At 59.6% G+C, this 18,243-nt stretch carries 17 protein-coding genes; 13 read left to right on the top strand and 4 right to left on the bottom strand.

Features of this window, described 5'->3' with window-relative positions:
- Positions 1–177 precede the first annotated feature (177 nt).
- From nifJ to ALFI_RS00820, 4 genes are all read left to right on the top strand, one after another.
- Entirely contained in the window at positions 178–3,711 is a 3,534-nt protein-coding gene (nifJ, locus tag ALFI_RS00835) for a pyruvate:ferredoxin (flavodoxin) oxidoreductase (RefSeq protein ID WP_014774383.1), read from the top strand.
- Positions 3,712–4,085: 374 nt separating this feature from the next.
- A complete protein-coding gene (locus ALFI_RS00830; RefSeq protein ID WP_244264988.1) occupies positions 4,086–4,676 on the top strand; it encodes a S1/P1 nuclease in 591 nt (196 codons plus the stop codon).
- A 548-nt stretch (positions 4,677–5,224) separates the two neighbouring features.
- Complete coding sequence (locus ALFI_RS00825; RefSeq protein WP_014774382.1) at positions 5,225–6,112, top strand: hypothetical protein; 888 nt, start codon at positions 5,225–5,227, stop codon at positions 6,110–6,112.
- 243 nt (positions 6,113–6,355) lie between these two features.
- Positions 6,356–6,787 carry an META domain-containing protein gene (locus ALFI_RS00820; protein ID WP_014774381.1) on the top strand — a complete coding sequence of 144 codons (432 nt, stop codon included), beginning with the start codon at positions 6,356–6,358 and terminating at the stop codon, positions 6,785–6,787.
- Between the two features lie 670 nt (positions 6,788–7,457).
- Here the strand turns inward: ALFI_RS00820 and rpmA are convergent.
- Together rpmA and rplU are read right to left on the bottom strand one after the other, a co-directional pair.
- The gene (gene rpmA / locus ALFI_RS00815; RefSeq protein WP_009598768.1) at positions 7,458–7,718 is read right to left on the bottom strand and encodes a 50S ribosomal protein L27; all 261 of its coding nucleotides are present in this window, start codon (positions 7,716–7,718) and stop codon (positions 7,458–7,460) included.
- A 20-nt stretch (positions 7,719–7,738) separates the two neighbouring features.
- A complete protein-coding gene (gene rplU, locus ALFI_RS00810) occupies positions 7,739–8,050 on the bottom strand; it encodes a 50S ribosomal protein L21 (protein ID WP_009598864.1) in 312 nt (103 codons plus the stop codon).
- A gap of 156 nt (positions 8,051–8,206) precedes the next feature.
- Between rplU and ALFI_RS00805 the strand changes: the two genes are divergently transcribed.
- From ALFI_RS00805 to ALFI_RS00790, 4 genes are read left to right on the top strand one after another with little or no spacing between them, the layout of a single operon-like run.
- The gene (locus ALFI_RS00805; RefSeq protein ID WP_014774380.1) at positions 8,207–8,575 is read left to right on the top strand and encodes a response regulator; all 369 of its coding nucleotides are present in this window, start codon (positions 8,207–8,209) and stop codon (positions 8,573–8,575) included.
- Positions 8,572–9,519: a hypothetical protein gene (locus ALFI_RS00800; RefSeq protein WP_014774379.1), complete on the top strand. Its 948-nt coding sequence runs from the start codon at positions 8,572–8,574 to the stop codon at positions 9,517–9,519. The genes ALFI_RS00805 and ALFI_RS00800 overlap by 4 nt, the downstream gene beginning before the upstream one ends.
- Positions 9,513–10,469 (top strand): hypothetical protein, encoded by a 957-nt coding sequence (locus tag ALFI_RS00795; protein WP_014774378.1) that lies wholly within the window; start codon positions 9,513–9,515, stop codon positions 10,467–10,469. The genes ALFI_RS00800 and ALFI_RS00795 overlap by 7 nt, the downstream gene beginning before the upstream one ends.
- A gap of 57 nt (positions 10,470–10,526) precedes the next feature.
- Positions 10,527–11,372 carry a 3'(2'),5'-bisphosphate nucleotidase CysQ family protein gene (locus tag ALFI_RS00790; RefSeq protein ID WP_014774377.1) on the top strand — a complete coding sequence of 282 codons (846 nt, stop codon included), beginning with the start codon at positions 10,527–10,529 and terminating at the stop codon, positions 11,370–11,372.
- Positions 11,373–11,619: 247 nt separating this feature from the next.
- On the opposite strand, the gene ALFI_RS00785 is transcribed toward ALFI_RS00790, so the two are convergent.
- A complete protein-coding gene (locus ALFI_RS00785; protein ID WP_014774376.1) occupies positions 11,620–12,159 on the bottom strand; it encodes a hypothetical protein in 540 nt (179 codons plus the stop codon).
- Positions 12,160–12,202: 43 nt separating this feature from the next.
- Entirely contained in the window at positions 12,203–12,472 is a 270-nt protein-coding gene (locus ALFI_RS00780) for a hypothetical protein (protein ID WP_014774375.1), read from the bottom strand.
- 127 nt (positions 12,473–12,599) lie between these two features.
- On the opposite strand from ALFI_RS00780, the gene trkA reads away from it, so the two are divergent.
- The 5 genes from trkA (at position 12,600) to ALFI_RS00755 (ending at position 18,209) form a co-directional block, all read left to right on the top strand.
- Complete coding sequence (gene trkA / locus ALFI_RS00775) at positions 12,600–13,940, top strand: Trk system potassium transporter TrkA (RefSeq protein ID WP_014774374.1); 1,341 nt, start codon at positions 12,600–12,602, stop codon at positions 13,938–13,940.
- Positions 13,941–14,012: 72 nt separating this feature from the next.
- Positions 14,013–15,485, top strand: a complete 1,473-nt coding sequence (locus ALFI_RS00770; RefSeq protein WP_014774373.1) for a GH3 auxin-responsive promoter family protein — start codon at positions 14,013–14,015, stop codon at positions 15,483–15,485.
- Between the two features lie 88 nt (positions 15,486–15,573).
- Positions 15,574–16,188: a deoxynucleoside kinase gene (locus ALFI_RS00765; RefSeq protein WP_014774372.1), complete on the top strand. Its 615-nt coding sequence runs from the start codon at positions 15,574–15,576 to the stop codon at positions 16,186–16,188.
- 3 nt (positions 16,189–16,191) lie between these two features.
- Positions 16,192–17,634 (top strand): methyltransferase RsmF C-terminal domain-like protein, encoded by a 1,443-nt coding sequence (locus ALFI_RS00760; RefSeq protein WP_014774371.1) that lies wholly within the window; start codon positions 16,192–16,194, stop codon positions 17,632–17,634.
- Between the two features lie 2 nt (positions 17,635–17,636).
- Positions 17,637–18,209, top strand: a complete 573-nt coding sequence (locus ALFI_RS00755; protein WP_014774370.1) for a MerR family transcriptional regulator — start codon at positions 17,637–17,639, stop codon at positions 18,207–18,209.
- Positions 18,210–18,243 lie beyond the last annotated feature (34 nt).

Raw genomic sequence — 18,243 nt, 5'->3', positions numbered from 1 at the left:
GTTTGTGTTAAAAAATTAACAACCTTGAGTGTTATTCCGCTAACACCCCGAATGGTAAAAATTCCTGATTTTTTGTTCTGAAATCGGACTGTTATTTCCGCCGGATTTGCTATCTTTGCAACGCATTCTGTCCTGAATTCAGAAAACACACACAATATCATCTAAAATTTTAACAAAATGGCAGAAAAGAAATTTATCACGTGTGACGGTAATTACGCTGCGGCGCATGTTGCATACATGTTCTCGGAAGTTGCGGCGATTTACCCCATCACGCCCTCCTCGACCATGGCCGAGCTCGTGGACGAGTGGGCCGCACAAGGTCGTAAAAATATTTTCGGCGAAACGGTGAAAGTCGTGGAGATGCAGTCCGAGGCGGGCGCCGCAGGCGCCGTGCACGGTTCGCTCCAGAGCGGCGCCCTCACTTCGACGTTTACCGCGTCGCAGGGCCTGCTGCTGATGATTCCGAATATGTACAAGATCTCCGGCGAGCTGCTTCCCGGCGTGTTCCACGTGTCGGCCCGCGCGCTGGCCGCGCAGTCGCTGTCTATTTTCGGCGACCATCAGGACGTCATGGCGACCCGCCAGACCGGATTCGCGATGATCGCCACCTCGTCCGTACAGGAGGTGATGGACCTCGCGGGCGTGGCGCACATCGTGGCGCTCAAGTCGCGCGTGCCGTTCCTGCACTTCTTCGACGGTTTCCGTACCTCGCATGAGATCCAGAAGATCGAGCTGATCGACGAAGCCGCCCTGACGGCGATGCTCGACCGCGACGCGCTGAAGGCCTTCCGCCAGCGTGCGCTCAACCCCGAACACCCCGTGACGCGCGGTACGGCCCAGAACCCCGACATCTATTTCCAGACCCGCGAAGCCGCCAACACCTTCTACGACGCCGTGCCCGACATGGTCGCAGACGCGATGCGCGAGATTTCGAAGATCACCGGCCGCGAGTACAAGCCCTTCGTATACTACGGAGCCGCAGACGCCGAGAACATCGTGATCGCGATGGGTTCGGTGACCGAGACCCTCAAGGAGACGGTCGATTACCTGAACGCCAAAGGCGGGAAGGTGGGTGTCGTGACCGTTCACCTCTACCGTCCCTTCTCGGTGAAATACATGATGGAGGTGCTGCCCGAAAGCGTGAAGCGCATCTGCGTGCTGGACCGCACCAAGGAGCCGGGAGCCAACGGCGATCCGCTCTACCTCGACGTGGTGGAGGCTTTCGCCACCTGCCCGTGCAAGAACAAGCCGCTCATCATCGGCGGCCGTTACGGTCTTTCGTCGAAGGACACCACGCCGGCGCAGATGCTGGCCGTGTTCACGAACCTCGCGGCCAACGAACCCAAGAACCAGTTCACGGTGGGTATCGTGGACGACGTGACGTTCCGTTCGCTGCCCGTGGGCGAGGAGATCTCGCTGGCCAAGCCCGGCACGTTCGAAGCGCTCTTCTTCGGTCTGGGCGCCGACGGTACGGTGGGCGCCAACAAGAACTCGATCAAGATCATCGGCGGCACGACGAACAAATACTGTCAGGCATACTTCTCCTACGACTCGAAGAAATCGGGCGGCTACACCTCGTCGCACCTGCGTTTCGGCGACCTGCCCATCACTTCGCCCTATCTGGTCACCACGCCCGACTTCGTGGCCTGCCACGTGCCTTCGTACGTGGACAAGTACGACGTGCTCAAGGGCCTGAAGGCCGGGGGCTCGTTCCTGCTCAACTCGGTGCACGACGCCGCTACGACCTGCGAGACGCTGCCCGCGCACATGAAGGCTTACCTCGCCAAGAACAAGATCAACTTCTATATCATCAACGCCACGAAGATCGCCGCCGAGCTGGGGCTGGGTTCGCGCACCAACACGATCATGCAGTCGGCGTTCTTCAAGATCGCCAACGTCATTCCGTTCGACAAGGCCGTCGAGCAGATGAAGAAGGCGATCCAGAAGTCCTACGGCAAGAAGGGCGAGGATATCGTCAACATGAACTATGCGGCCGTGGACGCCGGCGGCGATGCCGTCGTTAAGGTCGAGATTCCTGCCGAGTGGGCTTCGATCGAGGACAAGGGCTTCGTGCATGTTTCGGATGCTTCGTGTCCCGAATTCGTGCGCAAGATCGTCGAGCCGATCAACGGCCTGAAGGGCGACGACCTGCCCGTATCGGCCTTTACGGGCCGTGAGGACGGTACGTGGGAGAACGGTACGGCCGCCTACGAGAAGCGCGGCATCGCCGTGAACGTGCCCGAATGGAAGATCGAGAACTGTATCCAGTGCAACCAGTGCGCCTATGTCTGCCCGCACGCCGTGATCCGTCCGTTCCTCGCAACGGAGGCCGAAGCTGCCGCTTCGGGCGTAGAGTGGAAGCAGGGTCTGGGCGAGACGAAGGACTACAAGTTCCGCATCCAGATTTCGCCGCTCGACTGTACGGGCTGCAGCAACTGCGTGGACGTTTGCCCCGCCAAGGAGAAGGCGCTGGTGATGAAACCGCTCGAATCGCAGCTGCCCCAGCAGAGGAATTGGGATTATATCGTAAAGAACATCGGCTACAAGCAGGTCGTGGACAAGACCAAGAGCGTCAAGAACCTGCAGTTCGCGCAACCGCTCTTCGAGTTCTCAGGCGCCTGCGCAGGCTGCGGCGAGACTCCCTATATCAAGGCTATTTCGCAGCTGTTCGGCGAGAAGATGATGGTGGCCAACGCCACGGGCTGTACCTCGATTTATTCGGGTTCGGCTCCTTCGACGCCGTACTGCACCAATGACAAGGGACAGGGTCCCGCATGGGCCAACTCCCTCTTCGAGGACAACGCCGAGTTCGGTCTGGGTATGCACGTGGGCGTCGAGAAACTCCGCGACCGTATTCAGGAGTCGATGGAGCAGGCGATCGCAGGCTGCACGAAGTGCTCGGACGAGCTGAAGGGCGTCATGCAGGAGTGGATCGCCGCGCGCGGTTCGTCGGCCAAGTCGGCCGAGGTTTCGGCCCGCCTGATCCCGATGATGGAGGCCTGCGGTTGCGACTACTGCAAGGGCATTCTCGAAATGAAGGACTGGCTGGTGAAGAAGTCGCAGTGGATCATCGGCGGCGACGGCTGGGGTTACGACATCGGCTTCGGCGGCGTGGACCACGTGCTGGCTTCGGGTCTGGATGTGAATATTCTGGTCGTGGATACCGAGGTTTACTCGAATACCGGCGGTCAGTCGTCGAAATCGACGCCCGTGGGCGCCGTCGCCAAGTTCGCGTCGGCCGGTAAGCGTATCCGCAAGAAGGATCTCGGCGCTATTGCCATGACCTACGGTTACGTATACGTGGCGCAGGTTTCGATCGGCGCGTCGCAGATGCAGCTCTTCAACGTGCTGAAGGAGGCCGAGGCTTATCCCGGACCGTCGCTCGTGATCGCTTACGCGCCGTGTATCAACCACGGCATCAAGGGCGGCATGACGCGCACGCAGACCGTGGGCAAGGAGGCCGTAGCCTGCGGCTACTGGCACCTGTGGCACTATAATCCGCAGCTCGAAGAGCAGGGCAAGAATCCTTTCGTGATGGACTCGAAGGAACCCGACTGGTCGAAGTTCCGCGACTTCCTGATGAAGGAGGTGCGTTACACTTCGCTCAAGAAGTCGTTCCCGGCCGAGGCCGAGGAGCTGTTCGCTGCCGCTGAGGAGAACGCCAAGTGGCGTTACAACAGCTACCAGCGTCTTGCCAAGATGGAGTACTGATCTGTATGACAGCTATGTGAAAGGCCGCGGCATTGTGCCGCGGCTTTTTTTTTGTTGGCGGGCCGTATCGCGTCCGGCGTCGTATCGCTTGCATGGATAGGATAAAGCATAAAAAGAAATGATTGTAATTGCTTTTTATTGCTTATTTAATATCTATTCTTTATATTTGTTTCGAAATCACCTTAAAACTAATTCGAAATGAAAAAACTATCCGTATGTCTGCTGACGGCCGTGCTCAGCTGTTGGTGCGCGACGGCGTTCGGCTGGGGGAAAATCGGCCACGATGCGATCGCCTACATCGCCGAATGCAACCTGACGCCCAAAGCCAAGAAAAACATCGAAAAGTATCTCGGCGGCCGTATTATGCCTCGTGGATGGATCAGGTCCGCCACACGCCGGCCTACAGGCACACCAACACGTGGCACACCAACAAGGTCGATGCCGGGGGAAACTACGTGCCCGATCCCGAAGGCGACGCGATGACTTTTCTGGACGACTGCATTGCGAAAGTGGAGGATTACCGCAATCAAAACGATTCGACGGTGACGGTCTTGATCCGCTTTATCGTACATCTCGTCGGCGACATGCACTGTCCGGGGCACGTGAAATATCCGTGGTACAAGAGTTTCAAATTCACGCTCAGCGGCAAGGAGTACGGCCTGCATAATTATTGGGACGAGTGGGCGCTTACGCTGAGCAACAAGTGGCATTATCTGGAATACGGGCACCAGCTCGACCGCTGTTCGAAGCGGGAAAAACGCGATATCGCCGAAGGCACGCCCCGCGACTGGCTGGCCGACAGCGCCCGCGAGTGCCGCGTGATCTACGACTGGACCAAGGCCGGTCAGACGCTTTCGTACGAGGAGTCGCGCGACTTCATCATTTTCTCGTACGAGTTCGCCGAGGCGCAGGTGCTGAAAGCCGGATACAGGTTGGCGGCGCTGCTGAACCGCTTGTTCGGATAAGGCGGTTGCGGCCGCACGTTGCGCCGCCGGGAATGCCGCCCGCTTTTCGGTGCGATTTCCGGGGCGGCGGTGCGTCCGAGTTGTGGTTCGTACGGATGGCGGTTCGGAATCCGTCCGGCGACCTGAAATCTGTCCGGGATGACGACCTGAAATTCCTCCGGGAAGCGGTCCGGGATTTGTCCGGACGGTGGGGCGGAATCCCCTCCGAATGGCAGTCTGAAACTCCTTCGGGAAGGCGCCCGAAATAGGTTCGGACGACAGTCCGGAATCTGTCCGAGCGGATGGTTCGAAAACCGTTCGGTCGGCGGGCTGTCAGGAGGTTCGTTCGAAAACCGTTCGGGGAGTCGTTCGAAATCCGTCCGGGCGGCGAAACGGCTTCGGCCGCGGCATCAGTGCCGCGGCCTTTTTTGTGTTCCGGCGATTCGGTTCGTGATGAAAAATTTGCTGTCCGTTTGAAAAATCCCCCCCCCGAATGAATTTATTTGTTCATAATCGGCCCCGGAGATAACTTTGCCGCACATTTGAATTAACACTATCTAATCTCGCTTATGAAAAATCTCTTGCACAAAATTGCGTCCGTGTTTGTCGTGTGCGCTGCTTTGGCCGCCTTTACGGCTTGTAACGATGACGACGGAAAGGTGAAGAAACCGCAGGTATCGTCCGAATTGGTGGGCAGCTATATGCCGCACTATTTTAAAGAAGTGCCCGACGAGGGGGGCGGTGAGCCTTCGAGGTTTTATCTGGAAGTAGCCGCTGCATGGACGGATCCGGATAATATTCCCGGTATCGATCTCTCTGCGAGCATGGATATGCCTGCCGGTTCGTTCATAATGCCGTTCAATACCATCTTGGATTTGGTGTCGGCCATCGGTTCGCAATTCGTGTCGAGCGGTCTGGTTCAGCTCGATCTGCATAGCGACGGCTTGTTTGCAGCCAAGTACCATGAAGTGGTGGTCGAGGAGGGGGCCGACATCATGACGACGATCTTCTCGCCGACGTTCGCCGAGGCCGTATCGGTATTTCCGAGTGCCGAGACCGCCGCTGTCCTGCCCGAAGGCGCGCTGAGTTTCTATACGGAGTCGAACCTGTTCTTCGCTGCCGTCAGCAAGGATTTCATCCGGGCGATCGAGAAGCAGGAGGGGATGGAGATTCTTTCCGAGATCGACAAGATGCTCGGCGCTTATAAGGGGCTGAGTGTCGTTTCGACCGACAGCCATTACGCCATTCCGTTCAAGTACACCTTTGAGGGCGGTGTGTTCCGCCTGTATGTGGACCGCGCCATGATGCTGCCCTATGTCAAGCTGCTCAAGGACGTGCTCGGCGGGCTGGGACTCGATCCGTCGCAGATGATGGGACTCGATCCCGCTGTCATTCTCGACGATCTGTTCAACGCAACGACGGAACTGCAGATCGCGGTTTATCTGAAAAAAATGTAATTCCTGAAAAAAATGTAATTCGGGGCTTTGCCCGATTTGCGGCCATCCGGAGCGATTTGTTCCGGATGGCTTTTTTTCGGGAGCCGCCCAAAAACTGCCTATGTGAGAACCTGCCTGTGTTTTTTGTCGCCGGGGTTGCGTATCCGGCCGGGAATTGCTAACTTTGGGGCGCGTAAGAGTCGACGCCGTCAGGTTTTGTGCGGTTTTTGCACGCGGCGTTCTGTTATTAACTTATATGTATTTATGATGAAAAAGTATTTTGCAGCCGCAGCGCTGCTCGTTACGATGGCTGCGTGCGGAAGCGCCGCGCAGGACAAGACGCTCGAAGGTACGACTTGGAAACTCGCCCAAATGGGGGCGATTCCGGCGACGGCGATCAATCAGGAGGCGGATTTCTTCACGCTGGAGTTCAATGCCGCCGACACGATGGTCGCCGGACGCACCAACTGCAACCGTTTCTTCGGCCGCTATGAGCTGAAGGGCAAGAAACTCGAATTCGAGAATATGGGCATGACCCGGATGGCCTGCCCCGACATGCAGTACGAAGATGCGTTCGTCAAGATGCTCGACGACGTGGACCGTTTCGAAATCAAGGGTTCGGAGCTGACCTTCTTCGACGACGACAAGTCGCTGGCCGTATTCAAGGCCGTCGAAAAAGAGCCTGCGAAGAAGTAGTTTCGCCGGCGCGGATAATTTGCGGCACTCCTTCTCTGAGGGGCTGCCGTTTTTTTTGTGTTATGCGGCGGAACTGCTCGGTCGGCCGGATGTGCGGAATATGTTGCGGACGGAGAAAGTAAAAAAGAACGGCGGCAGGAAAAAAGTGACGCAACTCTCTTTTGTATGAAGAATCCGATTATCGGAAAGCATCCTGCCGCCGCATATGATTCGATTGCATCGGCAGGAGTGCGGACAAATGGACTCATTTGTGCCAAAGAAGAAGAGTGCCGCTGAATCTGTAACTCCTGAGGTTCTGGTAAACCCGTAAATCCAACAAAACAGCGCGCACCCTTCCGGGAGCGGACTGTATTTGGACTTACAAAAAATTTACCAGATTTCAGGATGTTAATACAATCGTTTATATACTCGATATGTTAAGAACGCATGCAATACGGTGTACCGCATAACAAAGGTAATCAATTTTTCGCAATCTGCAACTACCTGTCTGTATTGGGGCCGGGCCGCGGAGTCGATTGCCGAAAAACGGCTTTGGGGCGTGTGGTCGCCGTATGATCTTTGGTGTGTGTGCCCTATGATCTTCGGACCGTGTGTCTTGCGCTTCCGGGGTTCACAAAACAAGCGGCCTCCCGTCGGGGAAGCCGCCTGTCTTGTGTTGCTTATGGAACGCCTACTCGCTCAGGGGAGTTACGCTCACGTACGATTTGCCTGCGCCTTTCTTGCAGAATTCGACGGTGCCGTCTACAAGGGCGAAGAGCGTGTGATCTTTACCGATACCCACGTTTTCACCGGGGTTGTGAACCGTGCCGCGCTGACGAACGATAATGTTGCCCGCCTTTGCGAACTGGCCACCGAACAGTTTGACGCCGAGTCGCTTGCTTTCCGACTCACGTCCGTTCTTCGAACTACCTACACCTTTCTTGTGTGCCATTTCTCTTCCGTTTTAAAGGGTTATGCAACAATTTCCTCTACAAGGACCTGTGTCAGATACTGACGGTGGCCGTTGCATTTCTGATATCCTGTGCGGCGCTTTTTCTTGAACACCAGAACCTTGTCGTCCTTGAGGTGTTTCAGGATCTTGCACTTCACCGAGGCGCCTTTTACTACAGGTGCACCTACTTTGACCTGACCGTCGTTGTCTGTGAGCAGGACTTTGTCGAAACTTACGGACGAATTTTCTTCGCCCTGAAGACGGTGAACATAAAGTTTCCGACCTTTTTCAGCTTTAAATTGCTGACCTGCAATCTCTACTATAACGTACATTTATTCGATGGTTATGTATTTGAACATAATTCGGAGTGCAAATATACGCATATTTATCTTATAAACAACATATCCGGCAAATTTTTTTGGCCCCGTGCGGCTCTGGCATGGTTTTGGGCCGGGGCAGGGCACCGGCACACGCCGGACGGGGTTTTTATGAACAGGATACTGATTGTTTCGGACGATGTCTTTATGCGCGATATGGTGCGTCTGTCGCTGATCGACATGCGCACCGAGGTGCGTTGTGCGGCCGATGCCGACGAGATGGAAGGGCTTTGCCGCCGCGTATTGTTCGATCTGGTGATCGTGCTGCATGTGGCCCCTTTCTTGTGCGGCCGCGACGTCGTGCGCGGCGTGCGTCCCGCGGGACTGAGGCGGCCGCTGTTTTACGTGGTTTCGTGGCTTCAGTCCGAACAGGCCGTCCTGAGCCTGCTGGAGTGCGGCGTGGACCAGTATATGGCTTTCCCGCTGAGCCTGCAGCGGCTGCGGGGCAAGGTGTCCAACGATTTGAACCGGCTTTTATGACCGAAACGCTTTTCATGATATATTCCGCGGCGGCCGCCGCCGTGACGCTCTGGCTGCTCGGCGGGATGGCGGTCGGGCGGATGCGCCGCAGACGCAGGCGCGGCCGTGATGCCGTGCTGCAGCGCAAATACCTGCATATCGTCATGCTCGCCCTATTTTCGGGCGGCGAAGAGGCACCGCGCTTTCCGCTCCTGCGCCGTGCGGGCGCCCGCCGTCTGCTGATCGAAACCGTCGGCAGGCTGGTGGCGGCGACCTACGGGCTCGACCCGGCGCCGCTGCGCCGCATCGTCGTGCAATACGGGCTGGACGGATGGCTGCTGCGCCGGATACGCTTCGCGCAGGGGTACCGCCGTGCGCGCTACCTGATGCTGCTCTCCCGGCTGCCCGCCGGGGACGGAGTCGGCGCCGAAGCCGCCCGCTATACGCGCAGCCGCAACCGTTACGTGCGCTTCTACGCCCTGATGACGCAGCTGGCGGCCGAACCTGCGACCTCGCTGCGCCGGATGGCGGAGTACGACTATCCCTTTTCGGCCTGCGAAGTGTCGGAGATCATGGCCATGCTGCGCCGCGGTCTGCTGCCGATCGCCTACGAACCGCTCGTCGGCTCCCCGAACCGCAACCTGCGGATGGTGGGGCTGGGCATCGTGCGGCAGTTCGGCATCGAGGAGGCGGAGAGGCTTCTGCTGGCGATGGTGGCCCGCGAAAGGGAGCCGGAACTGGGCCGCGAAGCGCTCTACACGCTCTGCTCGATGCGCTGTTCGCTCAGGCGGCGCGAGGTGGCGGGCCGCATCGCCTCGATGAGCCGCGCCGAACGCAAGGCGCTGATGCGCTACATGGCGCGGGAGGGCTATGCGCCTGCCGTGCTGCGGCGGTTGTTCGGCGACCGGGAGCGTCCCTACTACGAATCGCTTATACATTCCTATAAACGGAGTCTGGTATGCTGATCGTGCTGTTACTGCTGCTTGCCGCTGTCGCCGCTGCGGCCCTCGCGCTGCTCTGGCTGGTCGTGCGGGGACATAACAAACGGCTGCTGCTGGCAGGTTCGCACGCCGTGGCGAGCGACACGCCCGGCGGCATCGGGATATCGGTGTTGTGCAGCGGCGTCCATGCGCAGGAGCAGGTCGAAAACCTGCTTTCGGCCGAATATGCACACTATGAGGTGATCGTGGTGCTCGATTCCCTGCGTTATCCCGTCGAGTTTGCGGCCTTTACGGCCCGCTACCGCATGATCCGCGTCGAATACGCGCTGTCGGAGGAGCTGCCCGTGACGGGCGTGCGTGCGCTGGGGCGTTCGCGCAAACGCCGTTTCCGCAGGCTGGTGCTGGTGGACCGTGCGCAGGATACTCCCGCCGGCGATTTCGATGCGGCGGCCGAAGTGGCCGCTTACGATTACGTGCTGCCGGTGCGGGAGGGACAGTTTCTGCTGCCGGACGCTGTCGCGCGGCTGGTGGCCGAAGTGGGGGAGCGGGGCGTCGGAGGGTGCGATTGCGTGCGTTCGCGGATCGGAGAGCCTGCCGCGCTGCTGAGCCGCGAAGCCGTCGTTGCGGCCGGCGGTTTTGCGCGCCGTCCGGGCAAAGCCGTTCCGTGGCGCCGTCGGCGGAGCCTTTGGGAGCCGGTTTTCTATACGCCCCAGTCTGCGCGCAGGCAGCGTATTGGTTTGCAGGCAGTTCTGCGTGTCGTGCCGGCTGCGGCGCTGGCCGCTGCGATCGTCGCCGCCGTATGGACGGGCCGGTGGCCGGCGGCTGCCGTGCTGCTCACCGCAGCCCTCGTGTGGTGCGTCGCCGGATGTGTTTCGCTGGCCCTTAGCGATATTGCCTGCGGGCGTACGGGCGGCGACGAGAAGGGGCTGCTGCGCCGCTGTAAAATAGGAGTGAAAAATTTTACCATATCATAAATTCTTGTTACCTTTACCATGGCAATCGAAATTACCGAACTCAAAAAACGAGCTACGATGATAAACGACAAGGTGAGGATGTATCTGCTGCCGCCGCTGTTCAATGCGGCAGTCAGGGCCGGAGCCTCGATAATGAATATTTACAAGAATTTAGACGATTACGATATAAGCCTCAAAGACGACAAGACGCCGATCACCCTCGCCGACCGCCTAGCACACAAAACCATCCGCGAATATCTGGGCCGCACGCGCATCCCGATCCTGAGTGAGGAGGGCCGCGAGATGCGCTACGACGAACGCCGCAACTGGGAGTTGTACTGGCTGGTCGATCCGCTCGACGGAACGGTCGAGTTCATCAAGGGAAACAACGAATTTACCGTGAATATCGCCCTGATGGAGAACAACGTCTGCATGGGGGCGGTCATTTATGTCCCCTATTTCGAAAAGATGTACGTCGCCGGGCGGGATTCGGGTTCCTACGTCAAGGAGCATATTGCGCCGGATGCCGCCGCCGAATACACTTACGACCAGATCGTCACGGGCTGGCGGCAGCTGCCGCTCGAAGAGGGGGCGGAGCACCCCCGCCTGCGGGTGGCCGTGTCGCGGTCGCACCAGACGCCCGAAACGGCGGAGCATATCGCCCGCCTGCGCGAAGCGCATCCCGATCTGGAGATCGTCGAGCAGGGGAGTTCCTACAAATTCTGCCTGCTGGCCGAGGGGAAGGTCGATTATTATGTCCGCACGACGCATACGTACGAGTGGGACACTGCCGCGGGCGAGCTGATCCTCGCCGAAGCGGGCGGCCGCACCCGCACGCTGCCCGACGACCGGGAACTGCTCTACAACGAGGAGGACCTGCGCAATCCGTGGTTCGTCTGCCGGTCGAAACACTGCAAGATTTGACGGAAGCGGTTCCGAACCGTTGCCGAGATATACGAAGAAGAGGTCGTCCGCGCGTCGGGCAACCTCATTTTTTTATTCGCCGGCGAGTCGGCCTCAGCCGGTTTCGGCCAGCTTCTGCCCGCCAACCTCAGCTTGCCAACCTCAGCCTGCTACAGCCCGCCAACCTCATTCAGCCCCAGCAACTACTGCCAGCTTTCGCCACTCGATCACATCCGGTAGATTCCGGTTTTGCCCGACGGCCGCCGCGTTACTCCGCCTGCGCCGCGCCGAGGAATCCCATGACGCTGAGCAGTACGATTACGGCCACAAGTACGATGGAGAGCACCGTGACGTATCTTTTTCCGGATTTGTGCCAGAAGGCGAGGATGCCCGCGAAGAGCGCGGTGTATAAAACGGCTTCGGGGATTCCGCCCAGATGATACTGCACGGGCAGGATCGTGTAGATGTAGCCGTCGAACGAGCCGGGCGTGGGACCTATGGTCGAGATGAAACTCAGGCCCAGAACCAGCCACGCCAGCTTGAGGAATCCGTTTTTGCCGTACAGGAATCCGCGTACGGGCAGCAGCGCCAGCGCGATCAGCACTCCTCGGAAAATCTGCAGTCCGGGGCCGAGCGCGACCCACGGTGAGCTTACGGGCCGCATCAGCAGAGCCAGCGACTCGGACGAGAAGTGGGTTCTGTAATCGAGGAAGAGGAGGGCGAAAACGCCGGCGGTGAAGTAGGCGATCACATGCGCCGAGCATATGCGCCAGACGAATGTCTTCGGGGATTCGGGTTGTCGGATCATGTGCGGCGGGTTTGCAGGGGTTTCAGCGCGTTCGCATCCGGGGCTATTTTCCGTGCCCGGCCTCTTCGATGTCGCAGGCCGAGCAGTTGCCCGAACACCCCGCGGCCGTATGCGTGTCGGAGCAGCCGGCGCTGCCGTCCGCTTCGCGCGTTTCGTGTACGGCGCACTTGATGCCCAGCCGCTGCATGTTCTTGTTGGTCGAGATCTCGGAGTCGATGTTATGTCCTTTGATCATCAGCGTCAGCGACATGCCCACGACGAAAAGGGCCACGGCCCCCACCGCGAACAGAAAAACGATTAACCATGTCGGCATATCAATAAGGTATTTTTACGTCCCGAAATTTTGGCTTTCGGTCACAAATGTATACATTTGTAAGATAAATTGCAAAAACGCTGCCCTCTCTTCGGCGGCGGATGCAAAAAGACAACGACGCAATACTATGAAAATCGTAATAGCGGGAGCGGGAGAGATGGGGAGCCATCTGGCGAAGATGCTGAGCGGCAACGGCCACGACATCACCATTATCGACAGCGACCAGAAACTGCTTTCCGACGTGGGGAGTCTGGCCGACGTGATTACCGTCGAGGGGGATTCGACGACCTTCGCCGTGCTCCGCAAGGCTTCGGTGCGCAAGTGCGACCTTTTCATCGCCGTGAACCACGAGGAGAACGACAACGTCGTGGCGGCGATGCTGGCCAAGAAGCTGGGCGCCCGGAAGTCCATCGCCCGCATCGACAACAACGAGTACCTCGAACCCAACAACAAGGAGATGTTCATCGACATGGGCATCGACTACCTGTTCTATCCCGAAAAGGTGGCGGCCCGCGAGGTCATCAACCTGCTGGGGCACACCTCGACCACGGAGTACGTCGATTTTTCGAGCGGCAAACTCTCGCTGGTAGTGTTCCGTCTGGAACCGGCCTCGCCGCTGGTGGGACGGCAGATCGAGGGCTTCGACGACGACGAGACGCCGCTGAGCTACCGCACGGTGGCCATCACGCGGAGCGGCGAGACGATCATCCCCCGGCAGGGCGAGATCTTCACCGAGGGCGACGTGATCTACGTCATCGCGCGTCAGGACGCCGTGAAGCAGGTCATGGAGTTCTCCGGGCAGTCCAATATCGAGATCAAGAACATGATGATCCTCGGCGGTTCGCGCATCGGCATCCGCATCGCCACCGAATTGCAGGAGGAGGTGAATATCAAGCTGGTCGATTACAACGCAGAGAAGGCCTATCGGCTGGCGGAGTTGCTGGATAAGACGCTGATAATCAACGAGGACGGCCGCAACACCGAGGCCATGATGGAGGAGGGGCTTTCCAATATGGACGCCTTCGTGGCCGTGACGGGCCGCAGCGAGACCAACATCCTCGCGGCGATGCTCGCCAAGCGCATGGGGGTCAAGAAGGTGATCGCCGAGGTCGAGAACCTCAATTACATCAACCTCGCCGAGTCGATCGGCATCGACACGATCATCAACAAGAAACTGGTGACGGCGTCGAACATATTCCGCTTCACGATGTCCACCGACGTGCAGGCCATCAAGTGCCTGACGGGCAGCGACGCCGAGGTGCTGGAGTTCATCGTCAAGCCCAACGCTCCGGCCGTCAAGACCCGGATCAAGGACATGGGACTTCCCGAAGATACGATCATCGGCGGCATCGTGCGCGGCGACAAGGTGTTCATCGCCGTGGACAATATGGAAATCAACCCCTACGACCGCGTGGTGGTCTTCGCCATGCCTGCGTCCGTGGGCAAAGTAGGATACTTTTTTAACTGACGGCGCGTGCCGCGCTGCCCGGCGCACGCCGCCGGGCAGCGCACGCCGCCGGCAACGAAACCGAACAGACACGTGTCATTCAGAAGCATATTACTCAAAGCATGGTTTTCGCAGCGCGAGCGGGCCATCGACCGTTTCCGGCGCCGGCCGGCCGAGACGCAGGAACGCGTCTTCAGGCAGCTGCTGCGCCGCGGACGGCGGACCGAATTCGGCTGGCGTTACGACTTGGGGCATGTCCGCACGGTCGAACAGTTCCAGACGATGGTCGAAACGTTCGATTACGAGACGTTCAAGCCCTATATCGAGAAGATGCTGGCCGGCGAGAAGAACGTCGCTTCGCCGGGCCGCGTGAAGCTCTTCGCCCGTTCGTCGGGCACCACGTCGGACCGGAGCAAATACATCCCGGTCACGGAGGAGTCGCTCTGGTGGAACCATACGCTGGGCATGCGCGACGTGGCGACGGTCTTTTCGGGCAACAATCCGAAGACCGGGGTTTTCGAAGGCAAGACGCTGACGCTGGGCGGGTCGTGCAGCCGCGAAGGGCGCAATCTGGTGGGCGACCTGTCGGCCATACTGATACACGAGACGACGTTCTGGAGCGGCTGGTTCCGTGCGCCGCGTATGGCCACGGCGCTCATTCCCGACTTCGACCGCAAGGTCGAGGCGATCTGCCGCGAGTGCGTCGGCGAAAACATCACGGCCTTTGCGGGTGTGCCGTCGTGGAATTTGGCGATGATGCGTCGCGTGCTGGAATATACGGGGCGGCAGAACCTGCTCGAAGTGTGGCCCAACCTCTGCATGTTCGCCCACGGGGGCGTGGAATTCGGTCCTTACCGCCGCTCGTTCGAGGCGCTGATACCCTCGGAGCGGATGCAGTACATGGAGACCTACAACGCTTCGGAGGGCTTCTTCGCGCTGGCCGACGATCCGTCGCGCGACGACATGCTGCTGATGCTCGACTACGGCAACTTCTTCGAGTTCCGCAGCGGCGGGACGATCGTCCCGCTGGAGGGCGTGGAGTGCGGCCGTGTGTACGCCATGCTGATCACCTCGAACAACGGTTTGTGGCGTTACGAAATCGGCGATACGGTGGAGTTCACCTCGACGAATCCCTACCGGATCCGGTTCGCGGGCCGCACACGGCAGTATATCAACGTCTTCGGCGAGGAGCTGATCGTCGATAACGCCGACCGTGCCCTGATTGCCGCCAGCAACGAGACCGGGGCCGTCGTCGGGGAGTATACCGTGGCGCCGTGCTACATGTCGCTCCGGGAGCGGGGCGCCCACGAGTGGATCGTGGAGTTCGAGCGTGAGCCCGACAGCCGCGAGCATTTCGCCGAAGCGCTCGACCGGGAGCTGCGGGCCGTGAATTCGGATTACGACGCCAAGCGCCGGACCACGCTCGAACGGCAGCGGCTGACGGTCGTGGACCGCGGGCTTTTCCTCGCATGGCTGCGCGCCCGCGGCAAGAACAAGGTGCCGCGGCTGGTCAACGACCGCCATGTGGCCGAGGAGATTCTGGCGTTCGGCGGGGAGAAGAAGTGACGGCGGACGTTTTTGCGGCGCGACGCCATGATGACAGGGCGCCGGAATGCTCCGGCAGGACAAAAATGTAAAACAAATATCGTATAATATGTATATAGCAATTGCAGGCAACATCGGAAGCGGAAAGACGACGCTGACCCAGATTCTGACCAAGCGCTACAATGCCAAGTCGTATCTCGAAGAGTGCAACAACCCCTATATCGGCGACTTCTATGAAGATATGAACCGCTGGTCGTTCAATCTGCAGATGTACTTTCTGGGAAGCCGCATCCAGCAGACGATGGACATGCTCTCCGACGGCGGTTCGGGCGTGATTTTTCAGGACCGCACGGTTTACGAGGATGCGCATATCTTTGCCGGCAACCTCCATGAAATGGGGCTGATGCCTACGCGCGACATCGAAACCTACATGAAGATTTTCAGGCTGGTGACCGAGCTGATTCCCAAGCCCGACCTGCTGATTTATCTCAAGGCGAGCGTCCCGACGCTGATTTCGCAGATCCGCAAGCGCGGCCGCGAGTACGAGATGAATATCGACGAGCTGTACCTCAAGCGGCTGAACGACAAGTACAACAACTGGATAGACAACATATACGAAGGCGACGTGCTCGTGGTGGACAAGGACCATGAGGATTTCATTTCGGATCCTGCCGTGCTGGATAAAATCTGCGCGCGGCTGGATGCGCTTAATACCCGGAAGTAACGCATGACGCTGCCTGCGAAGTTTGCCGAGCGCGTTTTGCGCGATCTGGGCGATAGCGAGGGCCCGGCGCTCTGCGCGGCGCTCGACACCGAGCCGCCCGTGTCGGTGCGCCTGAACCCGGCCAAGTGCGGCGGTACGGAGAACGGCGGAGCCGGGCGGGAGGAGGACGCGGACAAGGTGGTCGTTCGTCCGGACGGAGTGCCGCCTGCCGTGCTGGCCGATGCCGACGGCCGGGTGCCGTGGTGCGGCGACGGATATTACCTCGCGGCGCGGCCGCAGTTCACCTTCGACAGCGATTTTCATGCGGGGGCCTACTATGTGCAGGAGGCCGCGTCGCAGTTCGTGGGACATTTGTTGCAGGGTGTCGAAGTCGCCGGCAGGCGGATTCTCGACCTTTGCGCTGCTCCGGGCGGCAAGACGACGCTCTATGCGTCGCTCGTGGGGCCTGACGGACTGGTCGTCGCCAACGAGATCGACCGCCGCCGCGCTCAGGTGCTGGCGGACAACGTCCGCAAGTGGGGCACGGGCAACGTTGCGGTGACGACGTGCGAAGCCCGGCAGCTGGGCGGTTTCGAAGCGTGGTTCGACGTGGTGGCGGTGGACGCTCCCTGCTCCGGCGAGGGGATGTTCCGCAAGGACCGCGACGCCCGCGGCGAATGGAGCGAAGGCAATGTAAAGCTTTGTGCCGCAAGGCAGGACGAGCTGTTGCGTGAAGCGTGGCGTGCGCTCAAACCCGGCGGAGTGCTGATATACAGCACCTGTACGTTCAACCGCGACGAGGACGAAGGCGTACTCGAACGGATGCTCGGCTGGGCGGAGGACGAAGCGGCGCAGGCCGGGGAAGTCGCCGTCGATGCGTCGTGGGGGATTGTCTGCGGGCGCGTGGGAGCGTTCCGGACCTTCCGGTTTTATCCCCACCGGGCGCGCGGCGAGGGATTTTTCGCCGCCGTGGTCCGCAAGGCTTTCGATGCGGGCGGCCGCTGCCGCACGCCCAAGGCGCGGCGCACGGTCTTCGCTTCGGTGGACAGAGCCGCGGCAGCCGAGTTGCGCCGCTGGGTGAACAGCCCCGAACGGATGTGCTTCGTGACGGTCGCCGACACCTGTTACGGCTATTACGTCGCGCAGGCGGAAGCCGTAAAAGCGCTGGCCGAAGCGCTTCCGGTGATATATTCGGGCGTGGCGATGGGGCAGCTCTTCAAGGGCCGCCTGCGTCCCGATCCCGCGCTGGCGTTCTTCTGCGGACTGAACCGGGATGCGGTTCCCGCCGCGGAGCTGGACGAAGAGCAGACGCTCCGCTTCCTGCGCAGGCAGGAGATCGGGGCCGGACCTTTTGCCGAAGGGATCAATCTGGTGTGCGCGCGGGGCCGTGCGCTCGGATTCGCGAAGCGCATAGGAAACCGGGTAAACAACATGTATCCCAATTCATTGCGAATTATTAAACAATAGATATGGCCGAGAAACTTTTTTATTCGATGGGCGAAGTGGCCGAGATGTTCGACGTCAATGCGTCGCTGATCCGTCACTGGGAGTCGCAGTTCAGCGTCATCCGCCCCAAGCGCAACAAGAAAGGAAACCGTCTCTTCTCGCCGCAGGATGTCGAGAATCTCAAACTGATCTATCATCTGGTCAAGGAGCGGGGAATGACCCTCGAAGGGGCGAAGAAAGCACTCCGGCAGCAGCCTGCCGAGGGCGGAATGGAACGCGATGCGGAGCTGATGGAGCGTCTGCAGCGTATCCGCGCGCTGCTGGTCGAGGTGCGCGAGGACCTGAAGGCCGGCGAGGGGGAAATCCTTGCCGACGCTGACGCCGATACTGACGCCGGTGCCGTGCCGGATGCGCCGGACGCCGAAGCCGCCGCACCCCGCCGCAGGGGCAAACCCGTGGTGAAGATCGCTGCGGAAGGTGAGGAAGCCGCCGATGCGGGACACTCGGTGGCGAAGCGTACCCGCAAACCCCGCCGCAAGAAGGAGGAGGTCGAGAACAAGGAGTTGTTCGCCTTTTACGAGCAGTCGCTGTTTTAGGGGATTTCCGCCGCTGCGCAGGGCGGAGTTTGCC

The organism is Alistipes finegoldii DSM 17242 (genome assembly GCF_000265365.1).
In the GTDB taxonomy this organism is placed as follows: Bacteria; Bacteroidota; Bacteroidia; order Bacteroidales; family Rikenellaceae; genus Alistipes; species Alistipes finegoldii.
This window is presented reverse-complemented; position numbering and strand designations above follow the sequence as displayed.

Excerpts from the sequence above, each read along its gene's own strand:
- ALFI_RS00760 (WP_014774371.1), top strand. The coding sequence starts at position 16,192 with ATGACGCTGCCTGCGAAGTTTGCCGAGCGCGTTTTGCGCGATCTGGGC.
- ALFI_RS00830 (WP_244264988.1), top strand. The coding sequence starts at position 4,086 with ATGGATCAGGTCCGCCACACGCCGGCCTACAGGCACACCAACACGTGG.
- ALFI_RS00755 (WP_014774370.1), top strand. The coding sequence starts at position 17,637 with ATGGCCGAGAAACTTTTTTATTCGATGGGCGAAGTGGCCGAGATGTTC.
- rpmA (WP_009598768.1), bottom strand. The coding sequence starts at position 7,718 with ATGGCACACAAGAAAGGTGTAGGTAGTTCGAAGAACGGACGTGAGTCG.
- ALFI_RS00825 (WP_014774382.1), top strand. The coding sequence starts at position 5,225 with ATGAAAAATCTCTTGCACAAAATTGCGTCCGTGTTTGTCGTGTGCGCT.
- nifJ (WP_014774383.1), top strand. The coding sequence starts at position 178 with ATGGCAGAAAAGAAATTTATCACGTGTGACGGTAATTACGCTGCGGCG.
- ALFI_RS00780 (WP_014774375.1), bottom strand. The coding sequence starts at position 12,472 with ATGCCGACATGGTTAATCGTTTTTCTGTTCGCGGTGGGGGCCGTGGCC.
- ALFI_RS00795 (WP_014774378.1), top strand. The coding sequence starts at position 9,513 with ATGCTGATCGTGCTGTTACTGCTGCTTGCCGCTGTCGCCGCTGCGGCC.
- ALFI_RS00790 (WP_014774377.1), top strand. The coding sequence starts at position 10,527 with ATGATAAACGACAAGGTGAGGATGTATCTGCTGCCGCCGCTGTTCAAT.
- rplU (WP_009598864.1), bottom strand. The coding sequence starts at position 8,050 with ATGTACGTTATAGTAGAGATTGCAGGTCAGCAATTTAAAGCTGAAAAA.
- ALFI_RS00765 (WP_014774372.1), top strand. The coding sequence starts at position 15,574 with ATGTATATAGCAATTGCAGGCAACATCGGAAGCGGAAAGACGACGCTG.
- ALFI_RS00805 (WP_014774380.1), top strand. The coding sequence starts at position 8,207 with ATGAACAGGATACTGATTGTTTCGGACGATGTCTTTATGCGCGATATG.
- ALFI_RS00820 (WP_014774381.1), top strand. The coding sequence starts at position 6,356 with ATGATGAAAAAGTATTTTGCAGCCGCAGCGCTGCTCGTTACGATGGCT.
- ALFI_RS00800 (WP_014774379.1), top strand. The coding sequence starts at position 8,572 with ATGACCGAAACGCTTTTCATGATATATTCCGCGGCGGCCGCCGCCGTG.
- trkA (WP_014774374.1), top strand. The coding sequence starts at position 12,600 with ATGAAAATCGTAATAGCGGGAGCGGGAGAGATGGGGAGCCATCTGGCG.
- ALFI_RS00785 (WP_014774376.1), bottom strand. The coding sequence starts at position 12,159 with ATGATCCGACAACCCGAATCCCCGAAGACATTCGTCTGGCGCATATGC.